Raw genomic sequence first — 16,059 nt, 5'->3', positions numbered from 1 at the left:
AATAATGCTAAGCTTCAAACTGCAGGTTGCTCAGGTATTTATACAGACCGTTTTCGTTTTTCAGTAATTCAGCGTGAGAACCACTTTCTACAACGTTTCCTTTCTCCAGTACCAGTATGGAATCAGCTTCTCTTACAGTTGATAACCGGTGTGCAATGATAATGGAAGTACGGTTTTTCATGAGCACCTCCAGCGCTTCCTGAACAAGACGTTCGGATTCCGAATCCAGGGAGGAGGTAGCTTCGTCCAGAATAAGAATAGCAGGATCTTTAAGCAGCGCGCGGGCAATGGCTATGCGTTGCCTCTGGCCGCCAGATAGTTTGATTCCGCGCTCACCAACGAGTGTTTCATAACCTTCGGGCAGGGCCATAATAAAGTTATGGGCATTTGCCTGCTTAGCAGCAGAGATGATTTCGTCTTGAGAAGCAGATAGCTTTCCATAGGCAATGTTTTCGCGAATGGACCCTCCAAACAGCAAAACGTCCTGTGGCACGATCGCGATCTGGTTTCGGATATCGGTGAGCGGATACCGGCTGGAAGGTTTTCCATCAAACAAGATCTCTCCTTCGCTGGGCTCGTAAAAACGAAGAATTAAGGATGCTATGGTCGACTTGCCTGCTCCGCTCGGTCCGACAAGAGCAATACGTTGTCCGGCCTTTGCCTCAAATGACACATCGTGGAGAACGGTTATTTCCTTTCGTGATGCGTATGAAAAGCGCACATTCCTAAAGGTTAGATTTCCCTTGAGCAGAGACTTGCTGACGTTTTCCGCAGCGTTGATCGATACAGGCTCGTTATTCTCGTTCAAAATTTCAATGATCCGCTCCGTTGCTCCTAAGGCTTTCTGCACGTTAGCGTACAGTTCAGGGAATGTACCCATTGCTGCCCCCACAAACATGGAGTATATGATATAGGTGGTGAGGCTTCCAATCGTGATGCTGCCGTCGGCAACCAGTAAAGAACCATACCAGATCACGGCGACAATAGCCCCAAACAAACAGAAGATAATAAAAGAGGCGAAACCTCCTCTCAAAGTAGCTCCCTTGAGTGCTATTTTGACAACTTCCTTCAGGCTTTTGTCGTACCGGTTTGCTTCATAGGCTTCATTGGCAAATGCTTTCACCGAGCTTATGCCATGCAGTGTTTCCTCCACAACTATATTGCTGTCAGCCAAACGATCCTGGGCCTGTCTGGATATCTTACGGATTTTCTTGCCAAACAGCACTGCCGAAAGCACGAGGATGGGCAGAATGGCGAGGTTGAATAGTGTAAGTTTTGGCGATACTATAATCAGGAAGGAAATTCCACCAACAAGCAAAATTACCTGGCGTACCATCTCAGCGAGTGTAGTCGTGATAGTGTCCTGTATCTGTGAGAGGTCGGCAGACAAACGGCTGTTCAATTCTCCGACCCTTCTGCTGGCAAAAAAGTCCATCGGAAGAGTAATGAGCTTGAAATAGGTGTTTCGGCGTATATCGGCAATCGTTTTTTCGGCAACCTCTACAAATAGACGAATCCTGAAGAAGGAAACAAACGATTGAAAAAACAGGATAATGAAAGATACAATTCCTATCGCATTTATACTATCCGGAATAAACCATCTGGGAGCCTCCCCCTTAGCTACATCGATCATTGCGCCAAGCAAGGCCGGAAAAGCAAGGCCTGTCAGGCTGGATAACAGCAGAAACACTAACCCTATAACAAATTTCCATCGGTATGGTCTTAAATAAGAGAGGAGTCCTGAAGCTGTTTTAATGGTTTGCTTGTTAATCTTGGCTTTATTCAGTTCCTGTTCAGGGCTTGTGCCACTATTAAATCTATTTCGAGCCATTGAGTTTGTTTAAATGCCGTAAAAAAGCATGCAAAAATACATTATTATTAAAAAAATGACATAAACAAGCATCACCTATACGTCATATTACCCTTGTTAAGGTATGCTTTGATCAGGAATGAAATTCTACGGTAACAATGTCATTCAAATAGAGGCCAAGAAGCTTGCTGGCATTTCCTTTATTTATAGCGATCTCGAGATGGTTGCTTATCCCGAAAAGACAAAGCTTTTCTCCCTCGGGAACTTCGTTGTAGTGCCAGCTGAGGTGGCTGATCGTTTCGCCCCTTTTAAAGTTCAGCGTAAAGTTTCTGTTTCCCTGAACTCTGGTGAACAGATCCTTGGAGATATTGGTGATAACATTCTGAAACGAGTCGATGTAGATAACGCTTCCGCGGATGATGTCTTTGTCGATAACGGGACTAAGATTGACTTTCTGCCTCAGTTGTCCTACGGGCACACCGATGTCATCCAGCGGTACGCCGGAAGCAATCATGCAACAGGCTTTAGCAAATATGTCGGTCAGCGGGAAGTGCAGGAATTTCAGATCCTGAATAATGTTGATCTCTACGATTTCCGCGGGATCCTCCTCGAACATCAGTGAAAAAATTCCGTTATCTGAACCCACGAAATAATGGTCACGGTATTTAATTGCCAGGTAATGCGTGTTCTGGTTATAAACGCAATCTATCCCCACCAGGTGAACGGTGCCCTTTGGGAAATAATGAAACGAGTTTTTTAAAACGAAAGCTGCCTGAGGAATGTTAAATGCTGCAATACGGTGTGTAATGTCAACGATATTTACATCTGGCAGGAGACTGAGGATGCTTCCTTTCAGAGCAGCCTGGTAAAAATCTTTGTCGCCGAGGTCGGTTGTTAAAGTAATTACAGCCATTTAAAATGTAAATATTTATTGTTATTCTTGTGATAAGACGCAAGTGTGCAAATATTGAATTTTAATCGCACATACGTACCAGGAAACTTAAAAAAACGATAACTTGAACGAATTAAAGATAGATCTGGAGAACATAAACCCGCTTGTGCTTTGGGGGCCTAATAATGACTATTTAGAACTTATTAAGAAGCAATTTCCTAAGATCAAGATGGTTGCGCGGGGTTCAGAATTAAAAGTGCTTGGTGATGAAGCAGAACTTGTATCATTTCAAATACGCTTTCAAAAAGTGTACGACCATGTCGAGAAATTTGACAACCTTAGTCCAAACGATCTGGAAAGCTTAATCGGGGCTAAGCTGGCTTTGAATGCAGACCCTGCTTCAGGGCAGTCAGACAAGTTGGGAGGTGGATCAGAACCCATTGTTTTTGGTCCTAACGGCATTGTCGTAAAAGCGCGGACAGCCAATCAGCGCCGCATGGTGGATAGTATCAATAAAAATGATATTCTTTTTGCAATCGGGCCGGCCGGTACTGGGAAAACATACACTGCCGTTGCACTGGCAGTACGGGCTCTAAAAAACAAGGAGATTAAGCGTATCATCCTGACCCGACCCGCTGTTGAGGCGGGCGAAAACCTGGGCTTTTTGCCTGGTGATATGAAGGAGAAAATTGATCCCTATCTGCGTCCGCTGTATGATGCGCTTGATGATATGATACCGCCTGAAAAGCTTAAACACTTTCTGGAGAACCGCACCATTGAGATTGCGCCACTGGCCTTTATGAGAGGGAGGACGCTTGATAATTGTTTCGTTATATTGGATGAGGCGCAGAACGCAACGGACATGCAGCTCAAGATGTTTCTTACACGTATGGGTCCTACGGCTAAGTTTATAGTCACAGGAGATGTTACGCAGGTAGATCTTCCCAAGAAGCAACAATCGGGTTTATATACCGCACTACGAATTCTTACAGATATCAAGGGTATCGAAATAATCTATCTGAATGGTGAAGATGTGGTTCGCCATAAATTGGTGAGAAGGATACTCGAAGCTTACGGAGATATTCAATAATCTGCCTAGAAAGTGGGTATTCTGACATTATTTGATAATTTTGGACTTATTATTAAGATTAACTTGATCCATTTTCCAGATGACTGCTATCAAAGAAACTCACTTTAATTTTCCGGGACAGACGAAATTTTACAAGGGGAAGGTCCGCGACGTTTATACGATCGGCGATCACTATCTGGTAATGATCGTAAGTGACAGGATATCTGCCTTCGACGTTATTTTACCTGAGGCCATACCTTATAAGGGGCAGGTGTTGAATCAGATTGCAGCTAAGTCTCTAAGTGCTACCCAGGACATCGTGTCGAATTGGGTTATAGATATACCTGATCCCAATGTCACTATCGGTAAAATCTGTGAGCCGTTTAAAGTGGAGATGGTGATACGCGGTTACCTCGCCGGCCATGCCTGGAGGGAATATCAGGCAGGCAGACGAGCGGTTTGCGGAGTTTCACTTCCTGAAGGACTTAAGGAAAATGACAAATTACCAGCTCCTATCATAACCCCTACGACGAAGGCTGCCGTGGGTCATGATGAAGATATCTCCCGCGAGGATATACTTGAAAAGGGAATAGTATCGGAAGAAGATTACCTGCAATTAGAGCAGTATACACGTCAGCTCTTTCAACGGGGAACGGATATAGCGGCTGAACGTGGATTGATACTGGTAGATACCAAGTACGAATTCGGGAAGGCTGCTGACGGAAAGATTTATCTGATCGACGAAATTCATACACCTGATTCTTCCAGGTATTTTTATGCGGATTCATATGCGCAGCTGCAAAAGGAGTCGCAGCCTCAAAGACAATTGTCCAAAGAATTTCTAAGACAGTGGTTGATTGAGAACGGGTTTCAGGGTAAAGAGGGACAACAAGTTCCTTATATGTCACCCGAACTTGTGAAATCGATATCAGAACGCTATATTGAACTTTACGAACACATCACCGGTGAGTCGTTCCGCAAATCAGAATCTTCAGAAATAAATGATCGAATCAGAGCGAACGTTGAAGAGAGCCTGAAAAGATTAAGTTAATATAGGATATTATTTCTAACCAATAAAGTAATGAAATATTCACTAGACAGGCACGAGAAGTACGTACTTATTATACTGGAAGAAAAAAAGTTAAACTCTCTTATTTCACCCAAGTTAAAATCTGAGATGATTTTGATGAACGCAGAAGGGATAAGAAACATTATACTGGACTTGTCCCAGGTACTGTACTCAGATTCTTCCGGACTTAGCAGTTTGCTTGTGGGACACAGGTTATGTAAAAACTCGGCGGGCAGCTTTATCATTTCCGGACTAAGTGAAAATGTCGAGCGATTAATCAATATTTCGCAGCTTCAGGACGTTCTCAGTATTACCCAGTCCGTAGAAGAAGCCATCGATTTGTTATTCATGGAAGAGATTGAGAGAGATTTAAACAGATCCGAGGAATAGAAGTCGAATGAAATTTGAGGTAACGATCCTGGGAAGTAGCTCCGCAACTCCCATTTTTAATAGAAATCCGAGTGCTCAGGTGCTGAACGCTAATGAGCGTTTATTTCTTATCGACTGTGGAGAGGGTACGCAGCAACAGCTTTTGAAAAACAGCATCAAAGCACAGCGGTTGAACCATATTTTTATCAGCCATCTTCATGGCGACCATTATCTTGGTTTGGTTGGTCTCTTGTCGTCGCTTCACCTCTATGGTCGCACGCGGCCTATGAATATCTTTGGTCCGCCTGAGCTTAAGGAAATCTTGGATATCCAGTTTAAATATTCGCAGACTGACCTCCGATATCCTATTGAGTTTCATGCCACGCAGGTGCAAAGGAACGAGTTGATTTATGAGAATCCCGATATAAGGGTTGAAACCTTTCCGTTGGAACACAGAATTCCGTGCACCGGTTTTCGGTTTAACCAGAAGAAGCGACTTCCCAAAATTTTAAAAGAAAAGGTTGACGAGCTACATATCCCGATAGACATGATTCCCTTAATCAAGAGGGGTGTCGATTTTACGGATAAGCAGGGCGTTATTCACGCTGCGGCTGAGCTTACCCAGGAGGCCGATCCGCCGCGCTCGTATGCTTATTGCTCAGACACTATCTGCAACTGGAAATATATAGAGCAGATTCAGGGTGTCAGCACGCTTTATCATGAAGCGACGTTTATGCATGACATGGCGGCCAGGGCAGCAGAAACCTTCCACACCACATCACTTCAGGCAGCCCAGATTGCAGAAAAAGCAGGGGCGGAGCAATTATTACTTGGACATTTCTCTGCACGTTACCGTGAGCTCGAACCTCTTCAGGATGAAGCAAGGACGGTTTTTTCGAATTCCAGATTAGCATTAGAAGGCCACACCTTTACCGTGTAACCTTCTTTACTCATTCGTTAATCCTTTTTTCCTCCGAATACGGAGAAGCTGACATATCTTTTTGGATGTGCTTTCAGGTCGATCATCAGGTTATCAAGATTCTTGGCTGCGTTATTCAGATTGTTGTATAAACTATCGTCGTTTACGAGTTTACCAATGGAACCCTGACCGTTATTCACCTTGTTTATGGCAAGCTGCAGATCGGCAACGGCTTTGTCAGTATTCTTGATAGTTTGCTCGAAATTAGACCGTGCCACCTGGTCGGTGATGTTCTCGAGGTTCGTCATTATTCCGGTCACCTTAGCATTATTGTTTTTGAAATTGGCAGAGATTGACTCCAGGTTGGCGAATATGCTGGTCAGGCGGTTGCTCTGTTCACCTACCATGCCGTCAACTTTTTGAGTTGTAGCCTCCAGCGTCCGCAGAATATTGGCGATACTGGCGAAGCTTCTGTTGAAGTTTTGCTGAAACTCCGGATTGATGGTGCTATTAAGCGATGTAAGGATAGAATCAAGCCTTCCAACCATTGCCTCTGCCTTTTCCTGAACCGGCTTTACCTGCTGCATCAGGTTCTGCTGAATGTTTGCCTGTAGGGTGTCTCCATTTTGCGCATACTGCTTGCTGTTTCCAATATCGAACACTATCGCCTTTCCACCGAGTAGACTTGTACTTTCTAAACGTGCTATGGTGTTGATTGGGATCTGGTAATCAGGATTGATCTTCAACTGAACAACAATTTTTCCGGATTCAACCAGCGACAGTTTAGATACACGACCAATTTGATAGCCATTTACGAAGACTGGGTTTGATACGACAAGACCTTCAACATTGTCATAGGAAGCATAAAATTCTTGTTCGCTAGAAAAGACGTCGTTCCCCTTAAGAAAGCTGTAACCAATGACCAGGACAGCTATAGCAACTGTAGCCAGGATTCCAACTTTCGTTTCGTTAGTAATCTTCATAAATGTTCGGTAATATCTGTTTAATTAAGTTCCACCTGCTTCTTGTAGGCTTGAATTGCTTTTAACAAACAAGATACAATTTCGTTTTGACCATTTTCGGAGGTCATGTACTCTTCTTCCTGAGGATTGCTTATAAAGCCGATTTCCGTCAATATAGCAGGCATTCCCGCCTTAGCGAGCACTGCAAGGCTTTGTTCTTTTACCCCTCTGTTGACGCGCCCCGCTGCTTTATACTCATCCTGTACCAATGTTGCCAAACGGATGCTCTGCTCACGATATGCATTTTTTAGCAGGGAAAAGATAATGAAACTTTCAGGATCGTTTGGATCATAACCATCGTAATTGTCTTTATAATCTTTTTCCAGAAGTATGGAAGCGTTTTCCCTGATAGCAGTGTTTTGCTCTCCCAGTCTATTGAATCCGGATACGAAGGTCTCAACACCTTTGGTCGCCGTCCGGTTCCTCATATTGAAAGGCATGGAATTACAGTGTATGGATATAAAGATATCCGCCTTGACCCGGTTTGCCAGGCCTATCCGTTCGTAGAGCGGAATAAACACATCCTCTTCCCGGGTATATACCACTTTAATATCGCTGTTATTTTCTGATATCGCTTTGCCCAGACGAAGTGCTACTTGTAGGGCAACGTCTTTTTCTTTAGCGAACAAGCCTCTTGTTGCTCCGTCTCGGCCACCGTGACCAGCGTCAATTACGATTGTTTTTATACGATAAGGCGCATTTTTGGAGTTATAGTCGAATGAAACAAGGGGAAATGCCAGTATCAAAAGGAGTATAGCGTAAATCGATCTCTTCAATGGTAATATTTTCATTAATTTTGGAGTTGTAAGAATATATTTGCAAAAGTACAATTCATTGTCAGATTTAAAATTCGTCAGAAGCCTTTTTGTGAGAAACATACACATTCTCTTTTTATTGCTGTTTAGTTTCAAACTAAGCGCCCAACCAGCATTAAATCGTCCGCCAGCAAATAGAACTGATACATCAGGAACTCGTTCTGCAGTAGTTGACTCAGTCAGACCGGACTCTCTTAGAACGGATTCTGTTATCAAAAAGTCTGCTACAGGCCTTAATTCCGAGATTCAATACACTGCAGTGGATTCTATCAATTTCAGCATAGACGGGAATATCATCTATTTATATGGAAACGGGCGGATTGCCTATGAAGATTTAGAGCTTGATGCTGATTATATTCGCATTGATCAGAAGAATAAGCTGTTATTCGCGAGAGGTAGAAACGACAAATATAACGTATATCGCGGAAGGCCTATATTCAAACAAGGGGCGGATAACCCCGTGACGACGGATTCTCTGTTCTTTAATTTCGAAACCAAAAAGGGGACACTGTTTGGTACGGCTACTTCCATGGACGGCGGATTTATCCAGGCGCGGAAATCAAAGAAGAACGAATATAATGAGGTTTCCCTGAAACATGGCATTTACAGTACCTGTAACCTTCCGGAACCACATACGCATTTCGGTATCCATATTACGAAAGGACTTGTAACCGACAAACAGGTGATCAGCGGGCCTGCTTATCTGGAGATTGAACATATACCCATTCCTTTGGGGCTGCCCTTTGGGTTTTTTCCTAAGATGAACAAACGGGCATCCGGATTTCGCTTCCCTAGTTTTGGAGAAGACGCCAACAGGGGCTTCTATATGCAGGGTATAGGCTGGTATCTGGGTATCAACGATTATTGGGATGCGGATATTTTGGGCACGATATACAGTAAAGGTTCCTGGGATATTAACACTGCTGCACGATACAAGGTAAACTACAAATACAGCGGAAGTGTAAATCTTAGTTTTTCTTCGATCAAGAGTCCAAACGCGATAGAGGGAACAGCCGGTAATACAGCTTCGAAACAGTTCAATGTGCAATGGTCTCACTCACAGGATCAGTCTGCCAACCCTGGAACTACTCTGAGTGCGAATGTGAACTTCGGGACAAGCTCTTATTTTCAACAGACCGCTGCCTCGGGAACGTATGATTATAATTCCATTGTAAGGAACAGTATGTCTTCCAGTATTGCATACGGGCGTACTTTCTTTGATGGGCTATTTAACTTCACTTCGGCACTGAGGCATTCCCAGGATATCAGTGCGAAGACGGTAAATCTGACGCTTCCTTCGTTCAACCTGAGTATGACTACGATTAATCCGTTCGATAGGAAAGATCGTGTAGGGGAGCAGAAATGGTTTCAACGAATTGCTGTCGGGTATACATTGGAAGGTTCCAATACATTCAACGGCCCGGAAGAAGGGCTGTTCAAGAAAGAGAATTTACAAAAGTTCCAAAATGGGATGCAGCACAATATTCCGGTCAGCTTATCGATGAACGTCCTGAAGTTCTTACAGTTCAATACTGGGGTGAATTACTCTGAACGGTGGTCATTTCAGACGGTGAGTAAAAGTTTGGAGGGCGACTCTACAGTAACGACGGATACCATCCCCGGCTTTGCAAGAAACTATAACTACAGCCTTAATGGTGGTTTTTCTACCAAGATATATGGAATGAAGACGTTTAAAAAGGGTAATCTGGTAGCCTTGCGCCACGTCATGACACCCTCAGTCAACTTTAATTATACGCCCGATTTCAGCGATCCCCGTTTTGGCTTTTATAGAGATATTGCCACGAATGGCTTTGCGGTAAACGATTCCGTTAAAAGAGTTAGCCGCTATTCCCGCTTTGAAGGGACGATGTATGGCGGTCCCGGACGGGGCAGGAGTGCATCTATTGGCTTCTCAATAGACAATAACATAGAAGCGAAGGTAAAAGCCAAGAGCGACACCAGCAATGCGTTCGAGAAAATTCCTATTATACAAGGGCTAACATTTTCCGGAAATTATAATTTTGCGGCCGACTCCTTGAAGCTCTCGACGATAAGCTTTGGTGGGAGGACCGCATTTTTTAAACAAAAAATAGGTATCAACTTTTCCGGTAGTTTTGACCCTTATCAGGTTATGAATGAAAAAGGTTATCCGGTTAGGATCAACAAATTCCTGATTAAAGATGGGAAGCTGGCCAGATTGTCATCTTTGTCACTCTCAACCGACTTCAGCTTCAACTCTTCCGCACTAAGAGAACGGAATGAAGAACTTCGGAAACGTCAGGATGATCCCAATATCACGCCTTCGCAACAACAGGACATCCGCAATATCCTGAACAATCCGAACTACTATGTGGACTTTACGGTTCCATGGAACTTCAGCGCTGCTTATAGTTTTAACTATACAAACAACGGACTGCGTTCTTTCATCACCAACACGCTTAACTTCAATGGCGATTTAAGTGTTACGCCCAAATGGAAAGTAGTGTTCAACTCAGGTTATGATTTCCGGGCAAAAGAAATCAGTTTAACACGGTTCAGTATAAACCGTGATCTGCATTGCTGGGACATGTCGTTTGGTTGGACACCTTTCGGAAGGTACAAAAGCTACAGCTTTGACATACGCGTCAGAGCATCCATTCTTCAGGATCTCAAGCTTAGAAGACGAAGTGCCTTACCACTAAATTATTAAGTCATGTCAGCAGAAATTATCACCATTGGAGACGAAATTCTAATTGGTCAGATCGTTGATACCAACTCCGCCTGGATTGCTACGACGTTGAATGATCATGGGATCAGCGTAAAGCAAATTACTTCCGTATCCGATAGCAAAGACCATATTCTGGAGGCTCTTGGAGCGGCTTCGCAACGGGCCGAGCTGATCATCATTACCGGGGGGCTGGGACCAACGAAGGATGATATAACCAAGAAAACGCTCGCAGATTACTTTGGTGTCGGTTTCCGACGCGATGAAGGCGCCTTGGAAAACGTGAAGCGGATCTTCGCGAAATCAAACCGGCCCCTGCTGGCAATCAATGAACAACAAGCTGATGTGCCGCAGAACGCTATCGTTCTGCAAAACCAGAACGGCACGGCCCCAGGTATGTGGTTTGAAGAAGGAGGGCATATATATGTTTCTCTCCCGGGTGTTCCCTTTGAAATGAAATATCTGATTGAAGAAGAGGTATTGCCAAGAGTGAAAGTTCATTTTGATCTTTCAGCCATCGTCCATCATACCATATTAACAGCTGGTCTCGGAGAGTCCTTTCTTGCAGAGGCGATAGCTGATATCGAAGACAGCCTGCCGCCGCATATTCATCTGGCCTATTTGCCGAAACTAGGACAGGTCAGGCTTCGCCTGAGTGCTTACGGATTGGACGGAGCTGCTTTATCTACCGAGATCAGGCAGTACGTTACGAAGATCACCGCCCGGATTCCCGAATATGTTATCGTCAGTGAGGATATACCTCTTGAAATCGCTGCTATGAACCTTCTAAAGGAGAAAAATCTAACGCTCACAGTAGCTGAAAGTTGTACGGGCGGCTTCCTGTCTCATCTGTTTACTCAGCACAGCGGTGCAAGCAATGTCTTCCTAGGGGGGGCTGTTACTTACTCGAATGAGCTGAAAGAAAAGCTGCTTAATGTGCAGCATGCTACCTTGCAAACCTTCGGCGCGGTTAGCGAGGAAACAGTTCTGGAGATGGCAAAAGGAGCAGGAAAGAACTTTAACGCTGATTATGCTATCGCCATAAGTGGAGTGGCCGGACCGGGTGGTGGAACCGAGGCTAAGCCGGTTGGTACTGTGTGGGTTGCCGTTTCGGGGAAGAACAAGACCATCAGCCGTAAGTACTCCTTTTCGGGGCGCAGAACTCAAAATATTGAACGCGCAGCAATAAATTCAATCGTATTACTGCTTAAATTAGTTAAGGAAGAACACAACTAAGTGCTAAAAAGGTTTAATTTTGCAGCTATACCCAATTACAACTCGTATGGCTCAATTTGAATTAGTTCTTCCGAAAATGGGTGAGAGTGTTGCCGAAGCTACCATCATCAGATGGTTAAAGAATCCAGGTGACACGATTCATGAAGACGAAACTATAGTCGAGATCGCGACAGATAAGGTCGACTCAGAAGTTCCCTCACCGGTTTCCGGAAAGTTAATATCGCAAACCGTAAAAGTTGATGATATTGTCCATGTAGGCTCTGTGATCGCTGTAATCGAAACAGCAGATAATGTAACAAACGATAGCGAAAGTGCTCAGGCACCGTCAGTAGCGGCAATAACTGCGCCTGAGCCTCCGGGTCTTGATCTCCTGGTTGCCCCTTCGGAAGCTAAAGTCAGTTACGAAAACTCATCCCGCTTTTATTCTCCGCTTGTTAAGAGCATCGCTGCTGAAGAGGGTATATCTCTCGAAGAGCTTGATCATATTACAGGAACAGGCTCCGATGGACGTGTAACCAAGCAGGATATTCTCGATTACATAAAAGGGCATAAGAAAAAGTCAGCCCAGGCACCAGCACCGGAACCTCACAGGAATACCAGTTCCTATAAAGCCCCGTATCCTCCGCAGCAAAGCACCGTCTCCAATGGTGCCGATGAGATCATCGAAATGGACCGTATGCGCAGGCTTATCGCTGATCATATGGTCATGAGCAAGCAGGTAGCGCCACACGTTACATCGTTTATTGAGGCTGACGTTACCAATATTGTTAAATGGAGAGAAAAAATTAAGTCTTCTTTTGAGAAACGGGAAGGGCAGAAAATTACCTTTACTCCGGTATTTATTCAGGCAGTAGCAAAGGCTATAAAAGATATGCCCATGATCAATATCTCGGTTGAGGGCAACAAGATCATAAAAAAGAAGAACATTAATATCGGAATGGCTGCAGCACTTCCAAGTGGTAACTTAATCGTGCCGGTTATCCGGAACGCAGATCAGCTTAATCTGATTGGCTTGACCAGAGCCGTTAATGATCTGGCCGCCCGTGCACGTGCAAACAAGTTACTGCCCGATGAGGTCCAGGATGGGACGTTCACCCTGACCAATATCGGCTCGTTTGGTAACGTTATGGGAGTTCCTATAATCAACCAGCCGCAAGTAGCGATAATGGCTGTTGGTGCAATTCAGAAAAAACCTGCGGTATTGGAGACTGAATTTGGCGACGTAATTGCCATCAGGCACAAAATGTTTATCTCCATGTCTTATGACCACCGTGTAGTCGACGGTGCTTTAGGGGGCATGTTCATCAAACGGGTGGCTGATTATCTCGAAAACTGGGACAGCAATTGTGAAATATAATTCTCATCACTTTTATTCCGCGACAAAATTGTTCTTTTTGTAAAAAGTTCAATACATGAGATTCTATAATTTAAATTCAGCGGTAGCTTTCATCGCCTGCATTTCCTTCCTGGCCTTAAGCAAACCATCATTTGCACAACCACAGGGTCACAAGCCGATGCAGACGGAAGAAAAGGGTTACAAAATCACCCTGGCTCTTGGTCACGCACACATCCATGAAGGAGTTCAGGCCGGCGAGGAGAAATGGTTAATGATGCCGTCATGGGCCTTCAATGCCGACTACGTGATTAATAAGCATTGGGCGCTTGGTCTGCATAATGATTTGATCCTCGAAGATTTTACAGTCGAAGAGCACCTCCATCAGGTGGATCATAAAATGCTGGAACGCTCAAGACCCTTTGCTACGAAAGTTGTGGGCACTTATAAGCCCGGAAACCACCTGGGTCTGATGGTGGGAGTCGGTGATGAAATCACCAAAGAAGAAAATCTGTTTCTTTCTACTGTTGGAGTCGACTATGGCATCCATCTCCATGGTGGTTGGGAAGTTGTTGGTGAGCTCACCTACGACGTTAAATGGAAGTCTTATGACACCTGGGTTCTTGGATTTGGAGTAAGCAAATTCATAGGGGGTCGCCATTACAAGCATAAAGGCTAGATAATTGCCACGCTCATACATGAGGGAAGCGGTTCAGATATATGCAGAACCGCTTCCCTCATGCATGTCTTAAATATATAACGTTCCGAATTTTGACTTCACATCCGTTACGATCTGTTTTACGTGTTGCTCATGTGATTTCTGACATATCATAAGCGTATTATTCGATTCCACAACAATATAGTCGTCCAAGCCTTGCAAGATCACAAGTTTATCTTTGGGGACTTTCACCATACAGTTTGACGAATCATACATCATGACGTTTTGCGAAGGGATTACAGCATTCCCCACATAGTCTTTTTCGGCCAATTCATATACCGATGACCAGGTACCCAGATCAGACCATCCAAAGTCTGTTGGTAACACATAAACGTTTGACGCCTTCTCCATAATGCCATAGTCAATTGAGATATTGGTGCACTGGAAGTAGGCATGGTGAATGAACGCATTTTCAGCCTCTGTGTTTAGCTTACTGGCACCCTCCCTGAATATGTCGTTCATGTCTGGCAGGAATTCATTTAAGGCGCTTAAAATCGATCTGGCCGACCAGACAAAAATACCAGCGTTCCATAAAAAGTCTCCGCTCTGAACGAAAGTTTGCGCCAGCTCGAAATTCGGCTTCTCAGTAAAGGTCTTAACCTTGTGAAAGGAATTTCCGATGGTTTGGGTGGTATACTGAATATACCCATATCCAGTATCAGGTCTTGAAGGCTTAATCCCCAGGGTGATCAGGCAATTGTTTCCTGAAGCAGCTTCCAGTGATAAAAGGATATCCTTACTGAATGCTTCCTGGTCCAGGATCAAATGATCAGAAGGTGACACCACAATTGCTGCATCAGGGTTCAGCAAGCTGATCTTATGACTCGCATAAGCGATGCAGGGCGCTGTGTTTTTCATGATGGGTTCGCCCAGAATCTGCTCCTCGGAAATCCCTGTCAGCTGTTCCTTGACAAGCGGAATGTAAATGTCATTTGTGGCTATATATATGTTCTCAGCCGGAATTATCTTTAAAAATCGTTCGTACGTCTGTTGAATAAGTGTCTTTCCGGTACCGAGGATATCTAAAAATTGTTTAGGATGGGCGGAACGGCTTATAGGCCAGAACCTGCTGCCAATACCTCCTGCCATTATAATGGCATAAAAGTTCTTCATTTTCGCTCAATTGGTTAAATAATTCCTTCTCTTAATAAATCGTGCAAATGTATAATACCTTTGTAAATTCCAGCTTCTAAAACTATTAATTGTGTGATATTATTTGCCCGCATCATCGCAAGGGCGTTGACGGCGAGTTCTTCGCTTTCAATCGTCCTTGGTGCACTATACATAATATCCTGAGCCTGCAGATGACCCACAGAATCATATTTTTCCATCATTCTTCGAATATCACCATCTGTTATGATCCCGCAGATATCCTCTCCCCGGAGTACGGTTACAGCACCTAAACGGTTTTTAGTTATTTCTATTATAACTTCCTTAATGGAGGCGTCAGGGCGTACACTCGGCTTTTCATTATTAATGTAAAGATCGCTTACTTTCAGGTATAGCCTTTTTCCGAGGGTGCCGCCTGGGTGATAGCGTGCAAAATCCGACCTGCTGAACCCTCTGGATTCCAAAAGGCAGACAGCCATAATGTCTCCCATTACTATCTGGGCCGTCGTGCTGGATGTAGGTGCGAGGTTGAGCGGACAGGCTTCCTTTTCAACTGTAGTATCCAGTACCAGATCAGCGTTGTGCGCCAGATAGGAATTCAGGTCGCCAACCATGCCAATAAGCTTGCTGCCGGCGAGTTTTAAAAGAGGGACAAGAACTTTTATTTCGGGCGTATTGCCGCTTTTGGAGATACAAATCACCAGATCCTCATCCTGGATGATACCCAGATCACCATGTATGGCATCAGCTGCGTGCATGAACACCGATGGTGTTCCCGTAGAGTTAAATGTGGCTACGATTTTCTGTGCGATAATAGCACTTTTTCCCACTCCGGTAACAATAACGCGACCTCTCAATTGAAGTATCGTTTCTATTATCACAGTAAAGTCATTATTGAGTTTTGACAGTAATCCGGAAACTCCGTCAAGTTCAATCTGTAGTGTTCGTTTTGCTGTCTCAAGCACGTTTAGTGGAGCTTCCAAGGAGATTTAT

14 protein-coding genes are annotated in these 16,059 nt (G+C 44.2%); 8 read left to right on the top strand and 6 right to left on the bottom strand.

Annotated elements, in window-relative coordinates:
- Positions 1–7: 7 nt before the first annotated feature.
- Together ACKI5J_RS18195 and ACKI5J_RS18190 are read right to left on the bottom strand one after the other, a co-directional pair.
- Positions 8–1,831, bottom strand: a complete 1,824-nt coding sequence (locus tag ACKI5J_RS18195) for an ABC transporter ATP-binding protein (RefSeq protein WP_407431061.1) — start codon at positions 1,829–1,831, stop codon at positions 8–10.
- A gap of 112 nt (positions 1,832–1,943) precedes the next feature.
- On the bottom strand, positions 1,944–2,723 hold the full coding sequence (locus tag ACKI5J_RS18190; RefSeq protein ID WP_407431059.1) for an S-adenosyl-l-methionine hydroxide adenosyltransferase family protein: 780 nt from the start codon (positions 2,721–2,723) through the stop codon (positions 1,944–1,946).
- A 103-nt stretch (positions 2,724–2,826) separates the two neighbouring features.
- On the opposite strand from ACKI5J_RS18190, the gene ACKI5J_RS18185 reads away from it, so the two are divergent.
- The 4 genes from ACKI5J_RS18185 to ACKI5J_RS18170 all read left to right on the top strand — a co-directional run bounded on the left by ACKI5J_RS18185 (position 2,827) and on the right by ACKI5J_RS18170 (position 6,149).
- The gene (locus ACKI5J_RS18185) at positions 2,827–3,792 is read left to right on the top strand and encodes a PhoH family protein (RefSeq protein WP_407431057.1); all 966 of its coding nucleotides are present in this window, start codon (positions 2,827–2,829) and stop codon (positions 3,790–3,792) included.
- 79 nt (positions 3,793–3,871) lie between these two features.
- Positions 3,872–4,822 carry a phosphoribosylaminoimidazolesuccinocarboxamide synthase gene (locus ACKI5J_RS18180; protein WP_407431055.1) on the top strand — a complete coding sequence of 317 codons (951 nt, stop codon included), beginning with the start codon at positions 3,872–3,874 and terminating at the stop codon, positions 4,820–4,822.
- A 30-nt stretch (positions 4,823–4,852) separates the two neighbouring features.
- Positions 4,853–5,230, top strand: a complete 378-nt coding sequence (locus tag ACKI5J_RS18175) for an anti-sigma factor antagonist (protein WP_407431053.1) — start codon at positions 4,853–4,855, stop codon at positions 5,228–5,230.
- Between the two features lie 7 nt (positions 5,231–5,237).
- A complete protein-coding gene (locus ACKI5J_RS18170) occupies positions 5,238–6,149 on the top strand; it encodes a ribonuclease Z (RefSeq protein WP_407431051.1) in 912 nt (303 codons plus the stop codon).
- Positions 6,150–6,166: 17 nt separating this feature from the next.
- Here ACKI5J_RS18170 and ACKI5J_RS18165 read toward each other — a convergent pair whose 3' ends face one another.
- Together ACKI5J_RS18165 and ACKI5J_RS18160 are read right to left on the bottom strand one after the other, a co-directional pair.
- Positions 6,167–7,111 carry an MlaD family protein gene (locus ACKI5J_RS18165; RefSeq protein WP_407431049.1) on the bottom strand — a complete coding sequence of 315 codons (945 nt, stop codon included), beginning with the start codon at positions 7,109–7,111 and terminating at the stop codon, positions 6,167–6,169.
- 20 nt (positions 7,112–7,131) lie between these two features.
- Positions 7,132–7,941 (bottom strand): N-acetylmuramoyl-L-alanine amidase, encoded by an 810-nt coding sequence (locus ACKI5J_RS18160; RefSeq protein ID WP_407431047.1) that lies wholly within the window; start codon positions 7,939–7,941, stop codon positions 7,132–7,134.
- A gap of 76 nt (positions 7,942–8,017) precedes the next feature.
- On the opposite strand from ACKI5J_RS18160, the gene ACKI5J_RS18155 reads away from it, so the two are divergent.
- The 4 genes from ACKI5J_RS18155 to ACKI5J_RS18140 are packed head-to-tail and all read left to right on the top strand — an operon-like array spanning position 8,018 to position 13,917.
- Positions 8,018–10,654 carry a putative LPS assembly protein LptD gene (locus ACKI5J_RS18155; protein WP_407431045.1) on the top strand — a complete coding sequence of 879 codons (2,637 nt, stop codon included), beginning with the start codon at positions 8,018–8,020 and terminating at the stop codon, positions 10,652–10,654.
- Positions 10,655–10,657: 3 nt separating this feature from the next.
- Positions 10,658–11,905, top strand: a complete 1,248-nt coding sequence (locus ACKI5J_RS18150) for a competence/damage-inducible protein A (RefSeq protein ID WP_407431043.1) — start codon at positions 10,658–10,660, stop codon at positions 11,903–11,905.
- Positions 11,906–11,951: 46 nt separating this feature from the next.
- Positions 11,952–13,262: a dihydrolipoamide acetyltransferase family protein gene (locus ACKI5J_RS18145; protein WP_407431041.1), complete on the top strand. Its 1,311-nt coding sequence runs from the start codon at positions 11,952–11,954 to the stop codon at positions 13,260–13,262.
- 55 nt (positions 13,263–13,317) lie between these two features.
- Positions 13,318–13,917, top strand: coding sequence for a hypothetical protein (locus ACKI5J_RS18140; RefSeq protein WP_407431040.1), 600 nt, complete (start codon positions 13,318–13,320; stop codon positions 13,915–13,917).
- Between the two features lie 69 nt (positions 13,918–13,986).
- Here ACKI5J_RS18140 and ACKI5J_RS18135 read toward each other — a convergent pair whose 3' ends face one another.
- Together ACKI5J_RS18135 and ACKI5J_RS18130 are read right to left on the bottom strand one after the other, a co-directional pair.
- A complete protein-coding gene (locus tag ACKI5J_RS18135) occupies positions 13,987–15,069 on the bottom strand; it encodes a mannose-1-phosphate guanylyltransferase (protein ID WP_407431038.1) in 1,083 nt (360 codons plus the stop codon).
- 14 nt (positions 15,070–15,083) lie between these two features.
- On the bottom strand, positions 15,084–16,049 hold the full coding sequence (locus ACKI5J_RS18130; RefSeq protein WP_407431036.1) for an SIS domain-containing protein: 966 nt from the start codon (positions 16,047–16,049) through the stop codon (positions 15,084–15,086).
- Between the last annotated feature and the right edge of the window lie 10 nt (positions 16,050–16,059).

Origin of the sequence: Arcticibacter sp. (assembly GCF_045629565.1) — a bacterium.
Classification (GTDB): Bacteria; Bacteroidota; Bacteroidia; order Sphingobacteriales; family Sphingobacteriaceae; genus Arcticibacter.
Note: the sequence above shows the minus strand (reverse complement) of the source record. Positions and strands in the feature narration are given on the sequence as shown.